The organism is Pseudomonas sp. SWRI92 (assembly GCF_014268685.1).
Lineage (GTDB): Bacteria > Pseudomonadota > Gammaproteobacteria > Pseudomonadales > Pseudomonadaceae > Aquipseudomonas > Aquipseudomonas marvdashtae.
This window is the reverse complement of sequence record NZ_JABWQY010000017.1, coordinates 1-18,759: the sequence shown is the minus strand read 5'-3', so window position 1 is coordinate 18,759 and position 18,759 is coordinate 1. Positions and strand designations below refer to the sequence as shown.

The 18,759-nt window shown below is 61.3% G+C and carries 17 protein-coding genes; 9 read left to right on the top strand and 8 right to left on the bottom strand.

The features are described from left to right. Positions 1-48 precede the first annotated feature (48 nt). From HU762_RS21645 to HU762_RS21625, 5 genes are all read right to left on the bottom strand, one after another. Complete coding sequence (locus tag HU762_RS21645; RefSeq protein ID WP_186640490.1) at positions 49-1,206, bottom strand: phosphatidylserine/phosphatidylglycerophosphate/cardiolipin synthase family protein; 1,158 nt, start codon at positions 1,204-1,206, stop codon at positions 49-51. 1 nt (position 1,207) lies between these two features. After that, complete coding sequence (locus tag HU762_RS21640; RefSeq protein ID WP_186640488.1) at positions 1,208-1,798, bottom strand: YceI family protein; 591 nt, start codon at positions 1,796-1,798, stop codon at positions 1,208-1,210. Between the two features lie 98 nt (positions 1,799-1,896). After that, positions 1,897-2,205 carry an amidase gene (locus HU762_RS21635; RefSeq protein WP_186640486.1) on the bottom strand — a complete coding sequence of 103 codons (309 nt, stop codon included), beginning with the start codon at positions 2,203-2,205 and terminating at the stop codon, positions 1,897-1,899. Then, complete coding sequence (locus HU762_RS21630; protein WP_186640484.1) at positions 2,202-3,296, bottom strand: serine hydrolase; 1,095 nt, start codon at positions 3,294-3,296, stop codon at positions 2,202-2,204. Before HU762_RS21630 ends, HU762_RS21635 begins: the two co-directional genes overlap by 4 nt. Before the next feature lie 92 nt (positions 3,297-3,388). After that, positions 3,389-4,261, bottom strand: coding sequence for an acyl-CoA dehydrogenase (locus HU762_RS21625; protein WP_186640482.1), 873 nt, complete (start codon positions 4,259-4,261; stop codon positions 3,389-3,391). A gap of 155 nt (positions 4,262-4,416) precedes the next feature. On the opposite strand from HU762_RS21625, the gene olsB reads away from it, so the two are divergent. After that, positions 4,417-5,172, top strand: a complete 756-nt coding sequence (gene olsB, locus HU762_RS21620) for an L-ornithine N(alpha)-acyltransferase (RefSeq protein WP_186640480.1) — start codon at positions 4,417-4,419, stop codon at positions 5,170-5,172. Next, positions 5,172-5,963, top strand: coding sequence for a lysophospholipid acyltransferase family protein (locus tag HU762_RS21615; protein WP_186640478.1), 792 nt, complete (start codon positions 5,172-5,174; stop codon positions 5,961-5,963). Before olsB ends, HU762_RS21615 begins: the two co-directional genes overlap by 1 nt. Before the next feature lie 5 nt (positions 5,964-5,968). Here the strand turns inward: HU762_RS21615 and HU762_RS21610 are convergent, their stop codons facing one another. Beyond that, positions 5,969-6,553 carry an ACP phosphodiesterase gene (locus HU762_RS21610; protein ID WP_186640476.1) on the bottom strand — a complete coding sequence of 195 codons (585 nt, stop codon included), beginning with the start codon at positions 6,551-6,553 and terminating at the stop codon, positions 5,969-5,971. Between the two features lie 150 nt (positions 6,554-6,703). Between HU762_RS21610 and HU762_RS21605 the strand changes: the two genes are divergently transcribed. The 4 genes from HU762_RS21605 (at position 6,704) to HU762_RS21590 (ending at position 10,082) form a co-directional block, all read left to right on the top strand. After that, positions 6,704-7,006 (top strand): metalloregulator ArsR/SmtB family transcription factor, encoded by a 303-nt coding sequence (locus HU762_RS21605; protein WP_014336977.1) that lies wholly within the window; start codon positions 6,704-6,706, stop codon positions 7,004-7,006. Between the two features lie 17 nt (positions 7,007-7,023). Further along, on the top strand, positions 7,024-8,190 hold the full coding sequence (locus HU762_RS21600) for an MFS transporter (protein ID WP_186640474.1): 1,167 nt from the start codon (positions 7,024-7,026) through the stop codon (positions 8,188-8,190). Between the two features lie 33 nt (positions 8,191-8,223). Further along, entirely contained in the window at positions 8,224-9,273 is a 1,050-nt protein-coding gene (locus HU762_RS21595; RefSeq protein WP_186640472.1) for an alkene reductase, read from the top strand. Between the two features lie 182 nt (positions 9,274-9,455). Next, entirely contained in the window at positions 9,456-10,082 is a 627-nt protein-coding gene (locus tag HU762_RS21590; protein ID WP_186640470.1) for a hypothetical protein, read from the top strand. Between the two features lie 199 nt (positions 10,083-10,281). On the opposite strand, the gene HU762_RS21585 is transcribed toward HU762_RS21590, so the two are convergent. Further along, on the bottom strand, positions 10,282-10,914 hold the full coding sequence (locus HU762_RS21585; RefSeq protein WP_186640468.1) for a TetR family transcriptional regulator: 633 nt from the start codon (positions 10,912-10,914) through the stop codon (positions 10,282-10,284). 265 nt (positions 10,915-11,179) lie between these two features. Here HU762_RS21585 and HU762_RS21580 point away from each other — a divergent pair, with 265 nt between their 5' ends. The 3 genes from HU762_RS21580 to adeC are packed head-to-tail and all read left to right on the top strand — an operon-like array spanning position 11,180 to position 16,959. Continuing rightward, on the top strand, positions 11,180-12,337 hold the full coding sequence (locus HU762_RS21580; protein ID WP_186640466.1) for an efflux RND transporter periplasmic adaptor subunit: 1,158 nt from the start codon (positions 11,180-11,182) through the stop codon (positions 12,335-12,337). A 3-nt stretch (positions 12,338-12,340) separates the two neighbouring features. After that, complete coding sequence (emhB, locus tag HU762_RS21575) at positions 12,341-15,505, top strand: efflux RND transporter permease subunit EmhB (protein ID WP_186640464.1); 3,165 nt, start codon at positions 12,341-12,343, stop codon at positions 15,503-15,505. Continuing rightward, positions 15,502-16,959: an AdeC/AdeK/OprM family multidrug efflux complex outer membrane factor gene (gene adeC / locus HU762_RS21570; protein ID WP_186640462.1), complete on the top strand. Its 1,458-nt coding sequence runs from the start codon at positions 15,502-15,504 to the stop codon at positions 16,957-16,959. The genes emhB and adeC overlap by 4 nt, the downstream gene beginning before the upstream one ends. A 241-nt stretch (positions 16,960-17,200) precedes the next feature. Here the strand turns inward: adeC and HU762_RS21565 are convergent, their stop codons facing one another. Continuing rightward, positions 17,201-17,557 (bottom strand): DUF6124 family protein, encoded by a 357-nt coding sequence (locus tag HU762_RS21565; protein WP_186640460.1) that lies wholly within the window; start codon positions 17,555-17,557, stop codon positions 17,201-17,203. Positions 17,558-18,759 lie beyond the last annotated feature (1,202 nt).

Below are 18,759 nucleotides of genomic sequence, written 5' to 3'. Positions count from 1 at the left end.
GACCCTGGGGAGCGAGCCCGCTCGCGCCCCAGGTTTATCGACGGACGCTTAACCCCGCCGATCCAGCAGATTCACCACCACCCGATCCACCAGCCCCCACAGTCGCTGCTTGAAGCGCTTCCACAATGGCCGACGCTGCCAGGCGTCGAGGCTCACTTGCAGGCTCTGTTCGAAGTCCCGTTCGAAACTCGCCGCCACGGCCTTGCTGAGTCCGCAATCCAGCGCCTCCAGATTGGCTTCCAGATTGAAGCGCAGGTTCCAGTGGTCAAAGTTGCACGAGCCGATGCTGACCCAATCGTCCACCAGCACCATCTTCAGATGCAGGAAGCATGGCTGGTATTCGTAGATCTTCACGCCAGCCCTGAGCAGGCGCGGGTAATAACGATGTCCGGCGTAGCGCACGGACGGGTGATCGGTGCGCGGGCCAGTCAGCAGCAGGCGCACATCGATGCCCCGGGCGGCGGCCTTGCGCAACGAACGGCGCACGTTCCACGTCGGCAGGAAATACGGCGTGGCCATCCAGATGCGTTTCTGGCCGCTGTTCAGCGCCCGGGAAAGTGATTGCAAGATGTCACGGTGCTGGCGGGCGTCGGCATAGGCTACCCGGCCCATGCCCTCACCCATCGGCGGAACGCGGGGCAGACGCGGCAAGCCGAAATTGGAAGCGGGTTTCCAGGCTTGGCGATGGCGGTTGGCGAGCCACTGACGGTCGAACAGCAACTGCCAGTCGAGCACCAGCGGGCCGACGATTTCCACCATCACCTCGTGCCAGTCGCTGCGATCATCCAGGGGATTCCAGAATTCATCGGTCACCCCGGTGCCGCCTACCACCGCCAGGCGCTGATCGACCAAGAGCAACTTGCGATGATCCCGGTAAAGGTTGCGCACCCAGCGACGCCAGCTGAGGCGATTGTAGAAACGCAGCTCGACCCCGGCCTCGACCAGGCGATTGCGCAAGCTCAGGGTAAACGCCAGGCTGCCGTAGTCATCGAACAGGCAACGCACGCGAACGCCACGTTGGGCGGCCTGGACAAGGGCTTGGACCATCGCCTCGGCACAGGCACCCGCCTCCACCAGATACAATTCCAGCTCGACTTGCTCTTGGGCACGGGCGATTTCCACCAGCATGCGTGGGAAGAACTGTGGACCGTCGATCAACAGCTCGAAACGGTTGCCTTCGCGCCAGGGAAATACCGGGCCGCTCACGTCAGCGCGCCGTAAAAATCAGCACCGCGTTTACCGGCACCGAGAGGCTGATGGCCGACAACCCGGCCAGTCCGCGAAGCTTTTCCAGACCCGGCGCCAGGCCGAAATCCGCCGCATTGAGCACGAGCGGCTCCAGGGTCACGACTTGGAAACGGCGTTCGTCCAGGCGCGTCGCCAGCAATTCGACGGTGTATTCATGCTGCTTGCCATGCAAGTCCACCGTCACCGGCAAGCGCAGTTCCAGTTGCGCACCGTTGGCCAGGTCTTGGATCGGCATCAGGTCGAGCTGCGCGGTGACCGTGGCTTCGGCAAATTGCTTGACCTCGAAAAGATCGGCGCGCATGCGCTCGTCCCGCAGCGCAATGCCGCTGTTGATCGATTCCAGCTCCACTTCCAACCGCGCCAGCCCCTTGGGCTGGACTTGGCCGTGAAGCACGAGAAACCGCTGGACCTCGGAGACGTTGCCGTTCTTGCTGCTGATAAACGATAGCCGTGACGACTCGCCGTCCAGGTACCAGTCGGCCTGGGCCGGCAGCGCGATGCAGGCCAGCAGCAAGCTCGCGACAGCGTGAGGGAGAAACCACTTGAACATACACACTCGGGGGGCAGATAAACCTGTGGCGAACCTTAACCGGGCCGAGGGCGCTTGCAAACTGTCTGTTTCGACAACAGCAGGAGTCGTTTCTGGATTTACTCCAACCGACACCCCTGCCGCTCGCCTATCCACCGTGCACTGTGGCTACGCCCCAAGCCGCTGACGGTGATGCGTTTCGCTTGCGCCGTTTCGAGGAATTCGCTGGTGGGCACCGATTGCTTCACATAGCCCCGGCAATATTCGGCCGGTTGCTGCATCACATAGCGGCACGAGCAATATTCCTTGGCGGTGTAGGCGCTGATGATGTCGGGAAAGGCCCGCAACGCCACCCGCTCCAGCCACATCCAGCCGAACAGCGCGATGAGCAGCACCGACAGCAAGGTCAGCAATACGCTGCGCCTCATGGTTGCACCGTCCCGGCGAACGCCGCCATGGCGCGCTTGAGCAGTTCGTTATGGCGATAGCTGCCGTCGCGGTCATCGCCGTAGCGCACGATCACCAATCGGGCGCTGGGGATGACGTACAGCGCCTGGCCCCAATGGCCCAGCGCGGCGAAGGTATCCGGCGGCGCATCGGGCCAGGGGTGGATCGTCGGATCGACGGCGCGGTTGAGCCACCAGTGCCCGCCCGGCACGGCTTCGTCCTGGCCGGCCTGAAAGTGCGCGAAAGGCTCGCGGTTGAACGCGATCCAATCCTTGGGAATCAGTTGCCGCCCGCCCCAGCGGCCTTCGCGCTGCATCAACAATCCGACCCGCGCCAGGTCGCGCGCGGTGAGATAGGCATAGGACGAACCAACGAACGTGCCGCTGGGGTCGGTTTCCCACGTCGCGTGACGAATGCCCAGCGGCTCGAACAAGGCCGTCCACGGATAATCGGCATATCGCGCCGGACCGACGATGTTTTTCAGCGCCGCCGCCAGCAGGTTGCTGTCGCCACTGGAGTAACGGAACGCCAGCCCGGGCGGGCTGAAGCTGTCGTGCCCGGCGGTAAATGCCGCCATGTCGTGGCGTCCACGGGTGTAGAGCATCGCCACCACCGAGGAATTGAGCGGCGCGTATTCGTAGTCTTCTTGCCAGTCCAGGCCGGACGCCCAGTGGAACAGGTCGGCCAGGGTCATGCGCGCCAGCCGGTTCAATGGCGGATAGTAGTTGGCTGCCGGATCCTCCAAGGCAAACAGCTTTTCGCCATAGGCGACGCCGTAGACCGTCGCCAGCAGGCTTTTGCTGATCGACCAGGCCAGGTGCGCAGTGTCCGCGCGAGTGGCCCCCGCATAGCGTTCGTAGACCAGCCGACCATCGTGGATCACCAGCAGCGCATCGGTGCGGATGCCTTGGCGGGTCGCATCGTCCCGAGGCGCGAAGGCGTAGTGCTCCAAGGCTTCGATGGCCGGCCCGGTGGGCATCGGAGCGGTCGGCCACTGCTCGCCGGGCCAGTCTTCGGCGTGGGCATTCAGGTTGAGCAGCAGCAACAGGATCAGCAACCAGCCTTTGGACATGCTTGGGCGCTCGCGGGGTTGAACCTGCAAAGCCTAATCAGGCTCGATGACAGTTTGGATATTCCCCAGCAGCAGATGTTTCGCTCGGCTGCCTATCCCAGCGCCTTGGCCAGCCGCTTGGTCCGTGCCCCCGCTGCAATCGCCATCACCCCTTTGTCTCGCGCCCACATCTCGCGCCACGTCGCAGGCCCGGCGGCCAGGGCATCGTTGAGTTCGCTGTCGAGCCCTTCGAACTGGGCGAACAACCCGCCGAGCAGCACGTGCCCGGGGGCGCTGGACGGGTTATGGCGGCTCACCTCGGCGCAACCGGCCAATAACGCCAACAGACGCAGTTGCAAGACCTGGGGCCAGGCGCATTCCTGGCCCACGCCATACAGCCACGCGGTCATTGCGCTGAGAACATAAAGGTCTTCCAGGGTCCGGAAGGGTTTGACGTAGGCGTCCCAGCCGTCTCCCGCCAGCAACTCGCATAACGCGCCATCGAGCAAAACCCGGCCGTGGCTGATGTCCGGCATCAGGGCAATGGCGGGGAGCGTTTCCAGCGTCACGCCGGGCTCGCCGGGATAAACCACCGCCAGGCTCAACCGAGGCGCTGCGCCGGGCGCCTCGCTTCGCGCCGCGATCAATAGCCATTCGGCGGCGTCGCCAGCGGTGACGAAATCCTTGCGCCCATTCAAGCGCAAGTCGACGAGACGGGTCTGCATGTCCGCCGGGCGCAGGCTGCGCCGTTCGGTGGCGCACAAAGCACCGAGGCTGTGCGGAGCGCTCGGCCAGAGCACCCGCAGCGCCGCTTGATAGCCCACCAGGAAAGCCAACCCCGGCGTGGCCATCAATCGTGCGCCGGTCACGGCCAACTCGAACGGCGTGACAGGCCCCAGGCGCTGCAGCAAGGTCGAATAACCGTCCGCCAGGTCGGGAAAAGCAGCCAGCCGCTCGCCGCGTTCGATCAGGGTTTGCCAGGGCATAAGGGCCTCCTTGGAGGGCTGTCATATAAGCATCACCAAAGCTTCATGGCGATGACACCGGGGCTACATAGCCTGACTTTGCACAACATGGCTGCATAAAGAAAGTCGATTGGCTGCCACCCAAGACGGGTCCACAGCCCGCACGGAGATTCGCTATGACTCAGATCGCCCGCATCAGCGACACCGGCAATGAACGCCGCCTGCAAGCCGAACGCCTGATTGGCGCCCACGCCTTGCAAGAAGCCCAGGCCCTGCGCTTCAACGTCTTCAGCGGCGAATTCAACGCCAAGCTCAAGGGCGCGGAGATGGGTCTGGACATGGATGACTATGATGTTCACTGCGCCCACATCGGCGTACGCGATTTGAACACCGGCCGCCTCGTGGCGACTACCCGCTTGCTCGATCACCAGGCGGCCAGCAGCCTGGGCCGGTTCTACAGCGAAGAAGAGTTCAGCCTCCACGGGCTGGTCCAGCTCAAGGGCCCGATCCTGGAAATCGGCCGCACCTGCGTCGACCCGGCGTACCGCAACGGCGGCACCATCGCGGTGCTCTGGGGCGAATTGGCCGAAGTCCTCAACGAAGGCGGCTACAGCTATTTGATGGGCTGCGCGAGCATTCCGATGCAGGACGGCGGCATCCAGGCCCAGGCGATCATGCAGCGCCTGCGCGAACGCTACCTGTGCACCGAACACCTGCAAGCGGTGCCGAAAAAACCCTTGCCGGCCCTGGACGTGCCGTCCAACGTCATCGCCGAGATGCCGCCATTGCTCAAGGCCTATATGCGCCTGGGCGCGAAAATCTGCGGCGAGCCGTGCTGGGACGAGGACTTCCAAGTGGCGGACGTGTTCATCCTGCTCAAGCGCGACGAACTCTGCCCGCGCTATGCCCGTCACTTCAAGGCGGCGGTCTGATGAGCCGGCTGCGGATCTACGCGCGAATCGCGCGAGTGTTATTGGTGGTCGCCCTGGGCCTGGCCATGGCCAGCGTGTTCGGCTTGCTGGAACGCCTGGGGCTCGCTCATTCGATGGTGCGCCGCCAGCGCTGGTCGCGGTTTTTCATGGCGCGGCTGAGCAATGCCCTGCCCTTTCGCGTGACCGTTCACGGGCATCTGCCGAAACAGCCGATGCTGTGGGTCAGCAACCATGTGTCATGGACCGACATCCCGTTGCTGGGCATGCTCGCTCCGTTATCGTTTTTGTCCAAGGCTGAAGTGCGCACCTGGCCGGTGGCCGGATGGCTGGCCGCCAAGGCTGGCAGCCTGTTCATCCGTCGTGGTTCCGGCGACAGCCAGTTGATCCGCAAGCAGATGAGCCGACACCTGGAACAAGCCCATCCGCTACTGATGTTCCCGGAAGGTACCACCACTGACGGCCGGACCCTGCGCACCTTTCATGGGCGCCTGTTGTCGGCGGCCATCGACGCCGACGTCGCCTTGCAACCGGTGGCGATCCGTTACCTGCGCGATGGCGAAATCGACTTGCTGGCACCGTTTGTGGGCGATGACGATCTGCTATCGCACCTGATGCGTCTGTTTGCCAACGATCGTGGCGACGTGGAAATCCATTTGCTCGAACCTATCGCCTGCCACGGCCAGGAACGAGCAGCGCTGGCATTCCAGGCGCAGCAGGCGGTACACAAGGCATTGTTTGGCGCGATACCCGAGAAGCAACACGTGCCGATGCGGCCTGCGATTGCGGCCTGATCCCTTCAGTCTTGCGCTGCCGAGTGGTTCTGCACAAAATCCTGAAGCTGCGGGTAGAACAACCGGAAGTCCTCGCTTAACGGCTCATAAAGCCTGACCAACTCCTCCATCGCCCCGGCCAGTTCTTCGGGCCGGGACAAGCGTCGCGAGATGCCGCGCAACACCTGTCCCAGCACCTGAAATTGCTGATAGGACCCCAACCAGTCATCCGCTGCCATGAAAGGCGCGATTTGCGCCAAGCGTCCTGGCAGTTGGGGTTCGGCGGCGAGGACCTGGTAGACCCGGGAAGTGAAGTCAACCAACTGCCCTTCGCCGTACAGCGTCCAATCCCGCGCCAGGCAATGATCGAAAAACACGTCCAGCACGATCCCGGCATAACGCCGCCGCACCGTGGAGAAGCGCGATAAGGCGATGTCCACCAGCGGATGGCGATCGGTGTACATATCGATGCGTCGATGCAGGGCAATCGCCGCTTCGATCTGCGCAGGGTATTGCCCTTGCAGGGGCCCTTTGACGAAATCGCCATAGAGGCTGCCGAGCAGTTGTTCCCGGCCGGGGCCGCCGAGGTGCAGGTGTGCGAGATAGTTCATGGCGGGCAGCTTAGCATCGCTGCGCCTGTATCGTTATAACCCGATATAGCGATTTGTTTGGTATTCAGATCAAATACATATTGGTATATCGCGAAGTAACGATTTAAGGTTCGCCTCATCGCGATATAGCGTTATTCAAATGAGCAGCCCATGACCCTCGACCTCGACGAAATAATAAAAGCCCTGGCGCACCCAGTACGGCGAGACATCCTCAACTGGCTCAAGGACCCCAAGGTCCAGTTCCCCGAACAGTTGCACAACCACGAGTTTGGCATTTGCGCCGGGCAGATCGACCAGCGTTGCGGCCTGTCGCAATCCACGGTGTCTGCGCACTTGGCGGTATTGCAACGGGCGGGGCTGATTACCAGCCAGAAGGTCGGTCAATGGCACTTCTTCAAACGCAACGAGGACGTTATCCAGCAGTTCCTCAAGCAAATGAGCCAAGAGCTCTGACCTGACAAGGATTCGACATGCCCCTTTCACTCATCATCCTGGCGCTGAGCGCCTTCGCCATCGGCACGACGGAATTCGTCATCATGGGCCTGTTGCCCGATGTCGCGGCGGACCTGGGCGTCTCGATTCCCGGCGCCGGCTGGCTGGTGACCGGCTACGCCCTCGGCGTGGCCATCGGAGCGCCGTTCATGGCCCTGGCCACTGCGCGACTGCCGCGCAAGGCCGCGCTGGTGGTGTTGATGGGGATATTCATCGTTGGCAACCTGCTTTGCGCCATCGCCAGTGACTACAACGTGTTGATGTTCGCCCGGGTCGTTACCGCGCTGTGCCACGGTGCGTTCTTCGGCATCGGTTCGGTGGTGGCAGCCGGGCTGGTAGCGCCTAACAAGCGTGCTTCGGCGGTGGCCCTGATGTTCACCGGCCTGACCCTGGCCAACGTGCTCGGCGTACCGTTGGGCACCGCCCTGGGCCAGGAAGCCGGTTGGCGCTCGACCTTCTGGGCGGTGACCGTCATTGGCGTCGTGGCATTGATCGGCCTGATCCGCTTCCTGCCGGCCAAGCGCGACGAGGAAAAACTCGACATGCGTTCGGAGCTGGTGGCGCTCAAGGGTGCAGGTCTGTGGCTGTCCCTGAGCATGACCGCGCTGTTCTCAGCCTCGGTGTTCACCCTGTTCACCTATGTCGCGCCGCTGCTGGGTGAAGTGACCGGCGTATCGCCCCGTGGCGTGACCTGGACCTTGGTGCTGATCGGCCTGGGCCTGACCCTGGGCAACATCATCGGCGGCAAGCTGGCGGACAAGAGCCTGGCGAACACCTTGATGGGTGTCTTCATCACCATGGCCGTGGTGTCCACCGTACTGAGCTGGACCAGCGTGGCGCTGATCCCGACTGAAATCACCCTGTTCCTTTGGGCCACGGCGTGCTTCGCCGCGGTGCCGGCGCTGCAAGTCAACGTGGTGACCTTCGGCAAAGATGCACCGAACCTGGTTTCCACCTTGAACATCGGCGCCTTCAACATCGGCAACGCCTTGGGCGCCTGGGTCGGCGGCAGCGTCATCGCCCATGGCCTGGGCCTGACCGCCGTGCCCCTGGCTGCTGGCGCGCTCGCCGTGCTGGCGCTGCTGGTGACCTTGATTACTTTCCGCCAGGGCGGCAATGCCGACCTGGCGCCTGCTACCCACTGACTGTTTACCCATTCATTCATGAGGTTTTGATTCATGGCGACAATTTTCGACCCTATCAAACTCGGCGACATCGAGTTGAAGAACCGCATCATCATGGCTCCGCTGACTCGCTGCCGCGCTGACGCGGGCCGTGTGCCCAACGCGCTGATGGCCGAATACTACGTGCAGCGTGCCTCCGCCGGATTGATCCTCAGCGAAGCCACTTCGGTGACGCCGATGGGCGTGGGTTACCCGGACACCCCCGGCATCTGGTCCAATGACCAGGTGCGTGGCTGGAGCAACATCACCAAAGCGGTCCACGGCGCGGGCGGCAAGATCTTCCTGCAACTGTGGCACGTGGGTCGGATCTCCCACCCTTCGTACCTGAACGGCGAACTGCCGGTAGCGCCTAGCGCGATCCAACCCAAGGGCCATGTGAGCCTGGTCCGTCCCCTGGCCGACTACCCAACGCCGCGCGCACTGGAAACCGCTGAAATCGCCGACATCGTCGACGCCTACCGAGTAGGTGCCGAGAACGCCAAGGCCGCCGGTTTCGACGGTGTGGAAATCCACGGCGCCAACGGCTATCTGCTCGACCAGTTCCTGCAAAGCAGCACCAACCAGCGCACCGACAACTACGGCGGTTCCCTGGAAAACCGTGCGCGCCTGCTGCTGGAAGTGACCGACGCCGCCATCGAAGTCTGGGGCGCGGGCCGGGTTGGCGTGCACTTGGCACCGCGTGCCGACTCCCATGACATGGGCGACGAGAACCGCCTGGAAACCTTCAGCTACGTGGCTCGTGAATTGGGCAAGCGTGGCATTGCCTTCATCTGCTCCCGGGAAAAAGAAGGCGAAGACAGCATCGGCCCACAACTCAAGCAAGCATTCGGCGGCCCGTACATCGCCAACGAACGCTTTACCAAAGAGAGCGCCAATGCCTGGCTGGCCGAAGGCAAGGCCGACGCCGTGGCCTTCGGTGTGCCGTTCATTGCCAACCCGGACCTGCCGGCGCGCTTGAAAGCTGATGCCCCGTTGAACGAGCCGCACCCGGAAACATTCTATGGGAAAGGCCCGGTGGGTTATATCGACTACCCAGTGCTTTAATAAGCGGCCGCAACGACAAAAAGCCCTGACGCCAAGCGTCAGGGCTTTTTTATTTGATTTAACATCCGGTCAAGTTTCCAGGCTATTCAAAAGCCTTTGGATTAACCATATTTATTCCGCAGGCAAGATCAAACGATTTTTATCAGCGCACAATTTCATTCCATATTGAGACGGAACTCGACATGAATCTCTCCACTAAAAGCGCGCATCAGGCCGACGCCGGCCCTCTTGATGAGCTACTCAAAAATTTCAACTACGCGCCTCTGGAAATCTTGCGCAAATACGCCGCCTCCCTTGGCACGGATGATCACATGGAGGTGCTCCGGGCATTGGCAAAACAGGCACGGGAAAAAGATGAAGCAGACAACCAGGTCGAGATATGGGAAAGAGAAAGTCTTCGCCAAAAACAAACCCGCCTGGTTATAAGGATCAACAACTATACCCAGCATGCCTTTGCAGCGAACAAAGACAATCTCAACTTAAATGCCGACATGCGAGATTATATTGGGATACGCCCATGGAGTTTCCTGACGTTCAAACTCGACTTTAACTACATCAGGGAACTGGGAAGCCGCACTAAAGATATCTACCGACACTTTATTGGATTCGGTGACAGCACACATGGTTTCCGTTTAGACGTTGGCTTGCGCGTCGCTACGTCTTTTGGCGTCTTTTCACCGACACTGACGCCCCTCCGGACAACGACAGTCGTGTCCACTGGCGCGACCCCAATCACCTGCGCGAAGCGCATCACATACGCGCAGAGTGACGAACCTTATCGTTTCACCGTGGAACTTGCGTTGACCTGAAGAAAAAACCGCCTCGCCGGACAGGCTGGCGCGGCGCCCGCCTACTCGTTCGGGATGCCTGGTCGAATGGTCTTTCGTGGATGAAACAAATTTCCTACAAAATTGGCGGTCGATTGTCTGTTAACTGCGCCAGCGTCGGTTTATAAAAGCACCTTCGCGCGCAGCGTTGACACAAACCGACTCATTTACCCATTTTGTTTCATTTGCGCAGGCTGGGGCTCAGGTGCAGCATATCCAGCCCGATTTCCACCCAGCGCTCGGCCTCGCCCGCCAATGCGAAGCTGTCGGGGGCCAACAGCCATTGGTAGAGGATGCCGTCGATGTAGGCGTGTATCGCCACGGCGGCCCTTTCCGGGTCCAGGTCATGGGGCAGCTGGCCGCGTTTCATTGCATTGCGCAACGACAGCGCAATTCGCACATTGCAATCGAGGCTGACCTCTCGTCGCTGCTGTCGCAAGTCACACATTTCATCGGTGAACTCGCACTTATGGAACAGGATCTCATTAATGCGTCGGGTTTTCGGGTCCAGGGCCACCTGTTGGAACAACCGCACCAGCAGCTTGCGCACACACCCCAGAGGGTCAAGCTCCTCTTCGTTTTCACTGGCGCGGGCCAATTCATCGAGCGGCTCATGCAAGGTATCGAGCATGGCCTGGAGCAAGTCCGCCTTGTTGCTGAAATGCCAGTAGATCGCGCCGCGCGTCACACCGGCGAGCGTGGCAATATCGGCCAGCGTCGTACGCGCCACGCCTCGTTCGAAAAACGCTTTTTCAGCCGCCTCGAGTATCTGGCTGCGAGTCTCCAGGGCCTCCTCTTTGGTACGACGAACCATGGCAGTAAACACCTCAATCAGGATGCGTAAGCAATGCGTAAGGATCAGCAGGACACTCTATGAGGCAGCGTCTGTCGGAACGCGTCCCCGGTCTGCATCAGCCTTTGTCAGGCTTTTGTAAATTCGGATGGTACGCAATTTGGCTGTTTACAAACAACCGTGTACGTAAGTATATTTCTTAGCATCCTACTAATTGCGTATCTCGCTCTTTTTTCATCTTTCACTTTCGAGCGCGCCCGTTACGCGCCTGGACCCGAGGATTTCCATGCAATTCAAGCCAGCTGTTACCGCTCTGGTTACTGCCATCGCCCTGGCATCGCTGCTCAGCGGATGTAAAAAGGAAGAGGCGGCACCTGCCGCACCGCCCCCTCAGGTCGGCGTTGTAACCCTCAAGACCCAACCCTTTACCTTGACCTCGGAACTGCCGGGCCGCACCAGCGCGTTCCGCGTCGCGGAAGTACGGCCACAGGTCAACGGGATCATTCTCAAGCGCCTGTTCAAGGAAGGCGCCGACGTCAAGGCCGGCCAACAGCTGTACCAGATCGACCCAGCCGTCTATGAAGCTACCCTCAAGAGCGCCGAGGCGAACCTGCGTTCCACCAAGTCGATTTCCGACCGCTACAAGCAGTTGGTGGACGAACAGGCCGTCAGCCGCCAGGAATACGACACCGCCGTGGCCAATCGCCTGGAGTCGGAAGCCAATCTGCAGACGGCCCAGATCAACGTGCGCTACACCAAGGTCTATGCACCGATCTCCGGTCGTATCGGTCGCTCCTCGGTCACCGAGGGTGCGCTGGTCAGTAACGGCCAAGCCGATGCGCTGGCGACTATCCAGCAGTTGGACCCAATCTACGTCGACGTAACGCAGAGCTCCGTCGAGCTGTTGCAACTGCGCCGTGAACTCGAAAGCGGCCGCCTGCAAAAGGCTGGCGACAACGCCGCCATGGTCAAGCTGACCCTGGAAGACGGCAGCCAGTACCCGCACGAGGGCAAGCTGGAATTTTCCGAGGTGTCGGTTGACCAGACCACCGGTTCGGTGACCTTGCGCGCCGTGTTCCCAAACCCTGACCACACGCTGCTGCCAGGCATGTTCGTTCATGCGCAACTGCAGGCCGGCGTGAACAGCGCGGCGATCCTCGCGCCGCAGCAAGGCGTGACCCGCGACCTCAAGGGCATGCCGACCGCATTGGTCGTGGGTGCGGACAACAAGGTCGAGCTGCGCCAGCTCAAGGCCAGCCGTACCGTGGGCAGTCAGTGGCTGATCGAAGACGGCCTCAAGGCCGGCGATCGCTTGATTACCGAAGGATTGCAGTACGTGCGGCCAGGGGTGGAAGTCAAAGCCACCGAAGCCACCAACGTTGGCGCAAAGAACCCGGCCCCCGCTCAGGCAGCTGACAAAGCCGCCGGCGGCAAAGGGGAGTAAACCATGTCGAAATTCTTTATCGACCGTCCGATTTTCGCCTGGGTGATCGCCCTGGTGATCATGCTGGTCGGTGCTCTATCTATCCTCAAGTTGCCGATCAACCAATACCCGAGCATCGCGCCGCCAGCCATTGCGATCCAGGTGACTTACCCAGGCGCGTCCGCACAAACCGTGCAGGACACCGTGGTCCAGGTCATTGAGCAACAGCTCAACGGCATCGACAACCTGCGTTATGTATCGTCGGAAAGTAACTCCGACGGCAGCATGACCATTACCGCGACCTTCGAGCAGGGCACCAACTCCGATACTGCGCAGGTCCAGGTGCAGAACAAGCTGAACCTGGCCACCCCGCTGCTGCCGCAAGAAGTGCAACAACAGGGCATCCGCGTGACCAAGGCGGTGAAGAACTTCCTGATGGTGATCGGCGTGGTGTCGCGCGACGGCAGCATGTCCAAGGACGACCTGTCCAACTACATCGTGTCCAACATGCAGGACCCGATCTCGCGCACCGCGGGTGTCGGTGACTTCCAAGTCTTCGGCGCCCAGTACGCGATGCGGATCTGGCTCGACCCGGCCAAGTTGAACAATTTCAGCCTGACCCCGGTGGACGTGAGAACCGCCATCGCCGCGCAGAACGTGCAGGTTTCATCCGGCCAACTCGGCGGCTTGCCCGCCCTGCCCGGCCAACAACTGAACGCCACCATCATCGGCAAGACCCGTCTGCAGACCGCCGAACAGTTCAAGGCGATCCTGCTCAAGGTCAACCCGGACGGTTCGCAAGTGCGCGTCGGCGACGTGGCCGATGTGGGCCTGGGCGGTGAAAACTACAGCATCAGCGCCCAGTTCAACGGTTCCCCGGCATCCGGCCTGGCGGTGAAACTGGCCAACGGCGCCAACGCCCTCGACACGGCAAAGGCCCTGCGCAAAACCATCGACGATCTCAAGCCGTTCTTCCCGCAAGGCATGGAAGTGGTGTTCCCGTATGACACCACGCCGGTGGTGAGCGAATCGATCAAGGGTGTGGTTGAAACCCTGGTCGAAGCGGTCGTGCTGGTATTCCTGGTGATGTTCCTTTTCCTGCAAAACTTCCGCGCCACCATCATCACTACGATGACGGTGCCGGTGGTATTGCTGGGTACCTTTGGGATCCTCGCGGCGTTTGGCTTCAGCATCAACACCCTGACCATGTTCGGCATGGTGCTGGCCATCGGCTTGCTGGTGGACGATGCCATTGTCGTGGTGGAGAACGTCGAACGGGTGATGAGTGAAGAAGGCCTGTCGCCCAAGGAAGCCACCAAGAAATCCATGGGCCAGATCCAGGGCGCCTTGGTGGGCATTGCCCTGGTGCTCTCGGCGGTACTGCTGCCGATGGCATTCTTCAGCGGTTCCACCGGCGTGATCTACAAGCAGTTCTCCATCACCATCGTCTCGGCCATGGCCCTGTCGGTGCTGGTTGCCCTGATCTTCACCCCGGCCCTGTGCGCCACCATGCTCAAGGCCATTCCGAAGGGTGAGCACGGCACTCCGAAACGCGGCTTCTTCGGCTGGTTCAATCGCAATTTCGACCGCAGCGTCCGCAGCTACGAGCGCGGCGTGGGCAATATGCTCAAGCACAAGGCGCCGTACCTGCTGGCTTACCTGATCATCGTGGTCGGCATGGTCTGGCTGTTCACCCGCATCCCGACGGCGTTCCTGCCGGAAGAAGACCAGGGCGTACTGTTCGCCCAGGTGCAGACACCGGCCGGCTCCAGCGCCGAACGCACCCAGGTGGTGGTGGACAAGATGCGTGAGTTCCTGCTGCGTCCGAGCAAGGATGGCGGTGAAGGCGACGGCGTGGCTTCGGTGTTCACCGTGACCGGCTTCAACTTTGCCGGTCGTGGCCAGAGCTCCGGCATGGCCTTCATCATGCTGCGTCCGTGGGACGAGCGGAACGCCGACAACAGCGTGTCGAAAATCGCCGCGCGCGCGCAGCAGCACTTCTTCTCCTTCCGCGACGCCATGGTGTTCGCCTTCGCCCCGCCGGCGGTATTGGAGCTGGGTAACGCTACCGGTTTCGACGTGTTCCTGCAGGACCGCGCCGGTATCGGCCACGACAAGTTGATGGAAGCCCGCAACCAGTTCCTGGGCATGGCTTCGCAAAGCAAGATCCTGTCCCAGGTGCGTCCGAACGGCTTGAACGATGAACCGCAATATCAACTGGAAATCGACGACGAGAAAGCCAGCGCACTGGGCATTACCCTCTCGGACATCAACAACACGCTATCGATTGCCCTGGGCAGTAGCTATGTGAACGACTTCATCGACCGTGGCCGGGTGAAGAAGGTGTACATACAAGGCCAGCCGGGCGCCCGCATGAGCCCGGAAGACCTGAAGAAGTGGTACGTGCGCAACAGCGCCGGGACCATGGTGCCGTTCACCGCGTTTGCCAAGGGTGAATGGATCTACGGCTCGCCAAAACTGGCCCGTTACAACGGCGTGGAAGCGATGGAAATCCTCGGTGCCCCGGCTCCGGGTTACTCCACGGGTGAAGCCATGGCCGAAGTGGAAGCCATCGCCAAGAAACTGCCGGCCGGTGTCGGTATTTCCTGGACTGGCCTGTCGTACGAGGAACGCCTGTCGGGGTCCCAGGCGCCGGCGTTGTATGCGTTGTCGCTGCTTATGGTGTTCCTGTGCCTGGCGGCGCTGTATGAAAGCTGGTCGATTCCGATCGCGGTCATGCTCGTGGTACCACTGGGGATCATCGGTGCCCTGCTGGCCACAAGCCTGCGCGGTTTGTCCAACGACGTGTACTTCCAGGTGGGCTTGTTGACGACCATCGGGCTGGCGGCGAAAAACGCCATCCTGATCGTGGAATTCGCCAAGGAGCTCCATGAACAGGGCAAGACCTTGACGGAAGCCGCCATCGAAGCCTGTAGGATGCGTCTGCGACCGATCATCATGACGTCCCTGGCGTTCGTCCTTGGTGTGGTCCCGCTGGCGATCTCCACCGGTGCCGGCTCGGGCAGCCAGCACGCCATCGGTACCGGCGTGATTGGCGGTATGCTCACCGCGACCATCCTGGCAATCTTCTGGGTGCCCTTGTTCTTCGTGACGGTGTCGTCGATGGGTCGTCGCAAAAATATCGACCAGGACAACACTCCTGAAACTTCTAAAGAGGCTGGCCAATGAGCAAGTCGCTACTTTCCCTGACCATCGCCGCCGTCGTGCTCAGCGGTTGCTCGCTGATTCCCGACTACCAGCGGCCCGAAGCACCGGTCGCGGCCCAGTACCCGCAAGGTCCGGCCTACGAGCCGGCCAAGGCACCCGGCCAAGCCGCTGCCGAGCAAGGCTGGAAACAGTTCTTCCATGACCCGGCGTTGCAGCAGCTGATCCAGGTCGCCCTGGAAAACAATCGCGACCTGCGTGTCGCGGCGCTGAACATCGATGCCTACGCCGCACAATACCGCATCCAGCGGGCGGACCTGTTCCCGGCGGTCTCGGCCACGGGTTCCGGCAACCGTCAGCGGGTGCCGGCACGGGCCTCGCAAACAGGTGAAGCAGCAATCACCAGTTCCTACTCGGCGACACTGGGCATCAGCGCCTATGAGCTGGATTTGTTCGGCCGCGTCCGCAGCCTGAGCGAGCAAGCGCTGCAAAACTACTTCGCCACCGAAGAAGCCCGCCGCAGCACGCAGATCAGCTTGGTGGCCAACGTCGCCAACGCCTATCTGACCTGGCAGGCCGACAAGGAACTGCTCAAGCTGACCCAGGACACCCTGGGCACTTACGAGCAAAGCCTGAAGCTGACCTCGCGTAGCGCCGAAGTCGGCGTGGCCTCGGCCCTGGACTTGAGCCAGGCACGTACGGCGGTGGAAAACGCCCGGGTGCAATTGGCCCGCTACACCCGCCAGGTGGCCCAGGATGAAAACAGCCTGACCCTGCTGCTGGGCACCGGCCTGCCGGCCAACCTGCGCACCCAACCGCTGAGCGATGACCTGCTCAGCGAAGTGCCGGCCGGGTTGCCGTCGGACCTGCTGCAACGTCGCCCGGACATCCTCCAGGCCGAACGCAACCTGCTGGCCGCCAACGCCAACATCGGCGCCGCGCGGGCCGCGTTCTTCCCGAGCATCAGCCTGACGGCCAACGCCGGCACCCTGAGTCCGGACCTGTCCGGCCTGTTCAAGGGCGGCTCGGGCACCTGGACCTTCGCTCCGCAAATCAACCTGCCGATCTTCAACGCCGGCAGCCTGCGGGCAAGCCTGGATTACGCCAAGATCCAGAAAGACATCAACGTGGCCAACTACGAGAAGTCGATTCAGACGGCATTCCAGGAAGTCTCCGACGGCCTGGCCGCGCGCCAAACCTACAACGAGCAGTTGCAGGCGCAGACCGACTTCGTCGCCGCCAACCAGGACTACTACCGCCTGGCCGAGCGGCGCTACCGCATCGGTGTCGATAGCAACCTGACCTTCCTCGACGCCCAGCGCCAGTTGTTCAGCGCGCAACAATCGCTGATCACTGACCGCCTTTCGCAGCTGACCAGCGAGGTCAATTTGTACAAGGCACTGGGCGGCGGTTGGAATACCGAGACCGGCAAGCACGAGCCGATCGCGGAGAAAGCGCCAGAGACGAAGCTGTTTTGATGGATGCTTGAACGCTGAACACGAAGCCCACCGGAAGGTGGGCTTTTTGTTTTTAAGGATTAATAAGTCTCCGAGTTCAACGCACAACTCTGTGGCGAGGGGATTTATCCCCGCTGGGTTGCGCAGCAACCCCAAAAAGGCTCGATGCGAAAATATGATGAACCGAGGCGGCGGGCGTATGAGGGGCTGCTACGCAGCCCAACGGGGATAAATCCCCTCGCCACAATACGGTCCGATTAAGCTAACGGGGATCGACGAGATCCAGCGCTCGATTGGCCAACAACTCACTCAAGTCGATCATCTGCACCACGCCTAGCGCGACATGTCGCCGAGAGCCTTCCAGATCGAACGCCAGGTCGTTGACCATGGCACTGGCTGAGGCCAGGGTTTCGCTGAGATTTGCGAGTAGGCATTCGGTGTCGAGGGTATCGATGACGGTGAAAACTTGAGTGGATGAGGTCTTGGGTTTGGGGTCGGGAGTGGTGCCCAGGTGGTAATCGAGTGCTCGGTCTGCGGCCTCTTGGAGCTTTTCTGGATCGGGGTCGTTGTAGGGGAAGGTGGATCCAGGCGTTGGGGGATTTGGTGTTTCTTTGATCATGGTGGTGCTCCTAACGAAAATGTGAACCGCCAGCATCACTTGCAGATGATAGGTGGCAGCTGTATGCGGGTCTGCAAGACCGAGTCGTTAGGCAACCTCGGCAGACCCGAAGGTCTCCCGCACACAGCCACCATAAAACGATGGCACCAAAAAGCGCCATGGATTATAGGGGCGCGGCTAGGCGCCTAACAAATTCGGCGGGCTTGCAGTCCCGATCGCTGAATGGGCAGCGACACGAACAAGCTAGAGATACCGCTTCCGAGCAGCAACCTTAAAACATCGTCGGAAAAATCGCCGCGTCTGTCAGACCGGCTACAAATCTTGTGCGAGCCTGCTCGTGATGGCGGCCTGACAGCTCGCGGGACGTTGTTGACTGAGTACATATCCATTGCTGCGGCCACGGCTGCTGGCGGTTTCGCTCTTACAGCGACTCACTTTTATGAAGCGTAAAAGTAAGCAAAACGCTTTTGCCCCACCACTCGGCCCCTCGCTTAGGCTCGGTGTGCCCGCACTCCGGCATTGCTCCGTGGGCCCGCCGCGAAGGGCCATCCATGGCCCAGCGCGGCTATCCCGGCATCCATGCCGGGATGCCCACTGCGCAATGCCTGCGTTCGGCCAGCGTGGTTAATGGGGCGCCGAGATCAACGTCCGCCACGAGGCGGCCTTAGAGCCGACCTGGTTCTTGGTGAGTCCGCGTTTCCCCTGTGAGTGAGTCTGCTTGCGACGAGTCCGCAGCGTTGCTGCTGCACTTAAGGAAAACGATACCCCCGTGGCGAGGGAGCTTGCTCCCGCTGGGCTGCGCAGCAGACCCAAAACCATTCAGCAAGGTGTATCTGGAAAACCGCAGGGTGGTTTTTTACGACTGCTGCGCAGCCGAGCGGGAGCAAGCTCCCTCGCCACGAGTTTTGGTGTGCTCTAGAAAGCGGCATTTCCCGTGGGAATGAAGTACCAAGGTACTTTCGTCATCCATGCCAGTTGACCCATCGTTATCCTGGGCAAGCTCTCACAGGAGAAACGCGATTCCATCAAGAAACAGGTCGGCTATCAGGCCGCCTCGCGGTGGACGTTGATTTCGGCGCCCCGTTAACCACGCTGGCCGAACGCAGGTATTGCGCAGTGGGCATCCCGGCATGGATGCCGGGATAGCCGCGCTGGGCCATGGATGGCCCTTCGCGGCGGGCCCACGGAGCAATGCCGGAGTG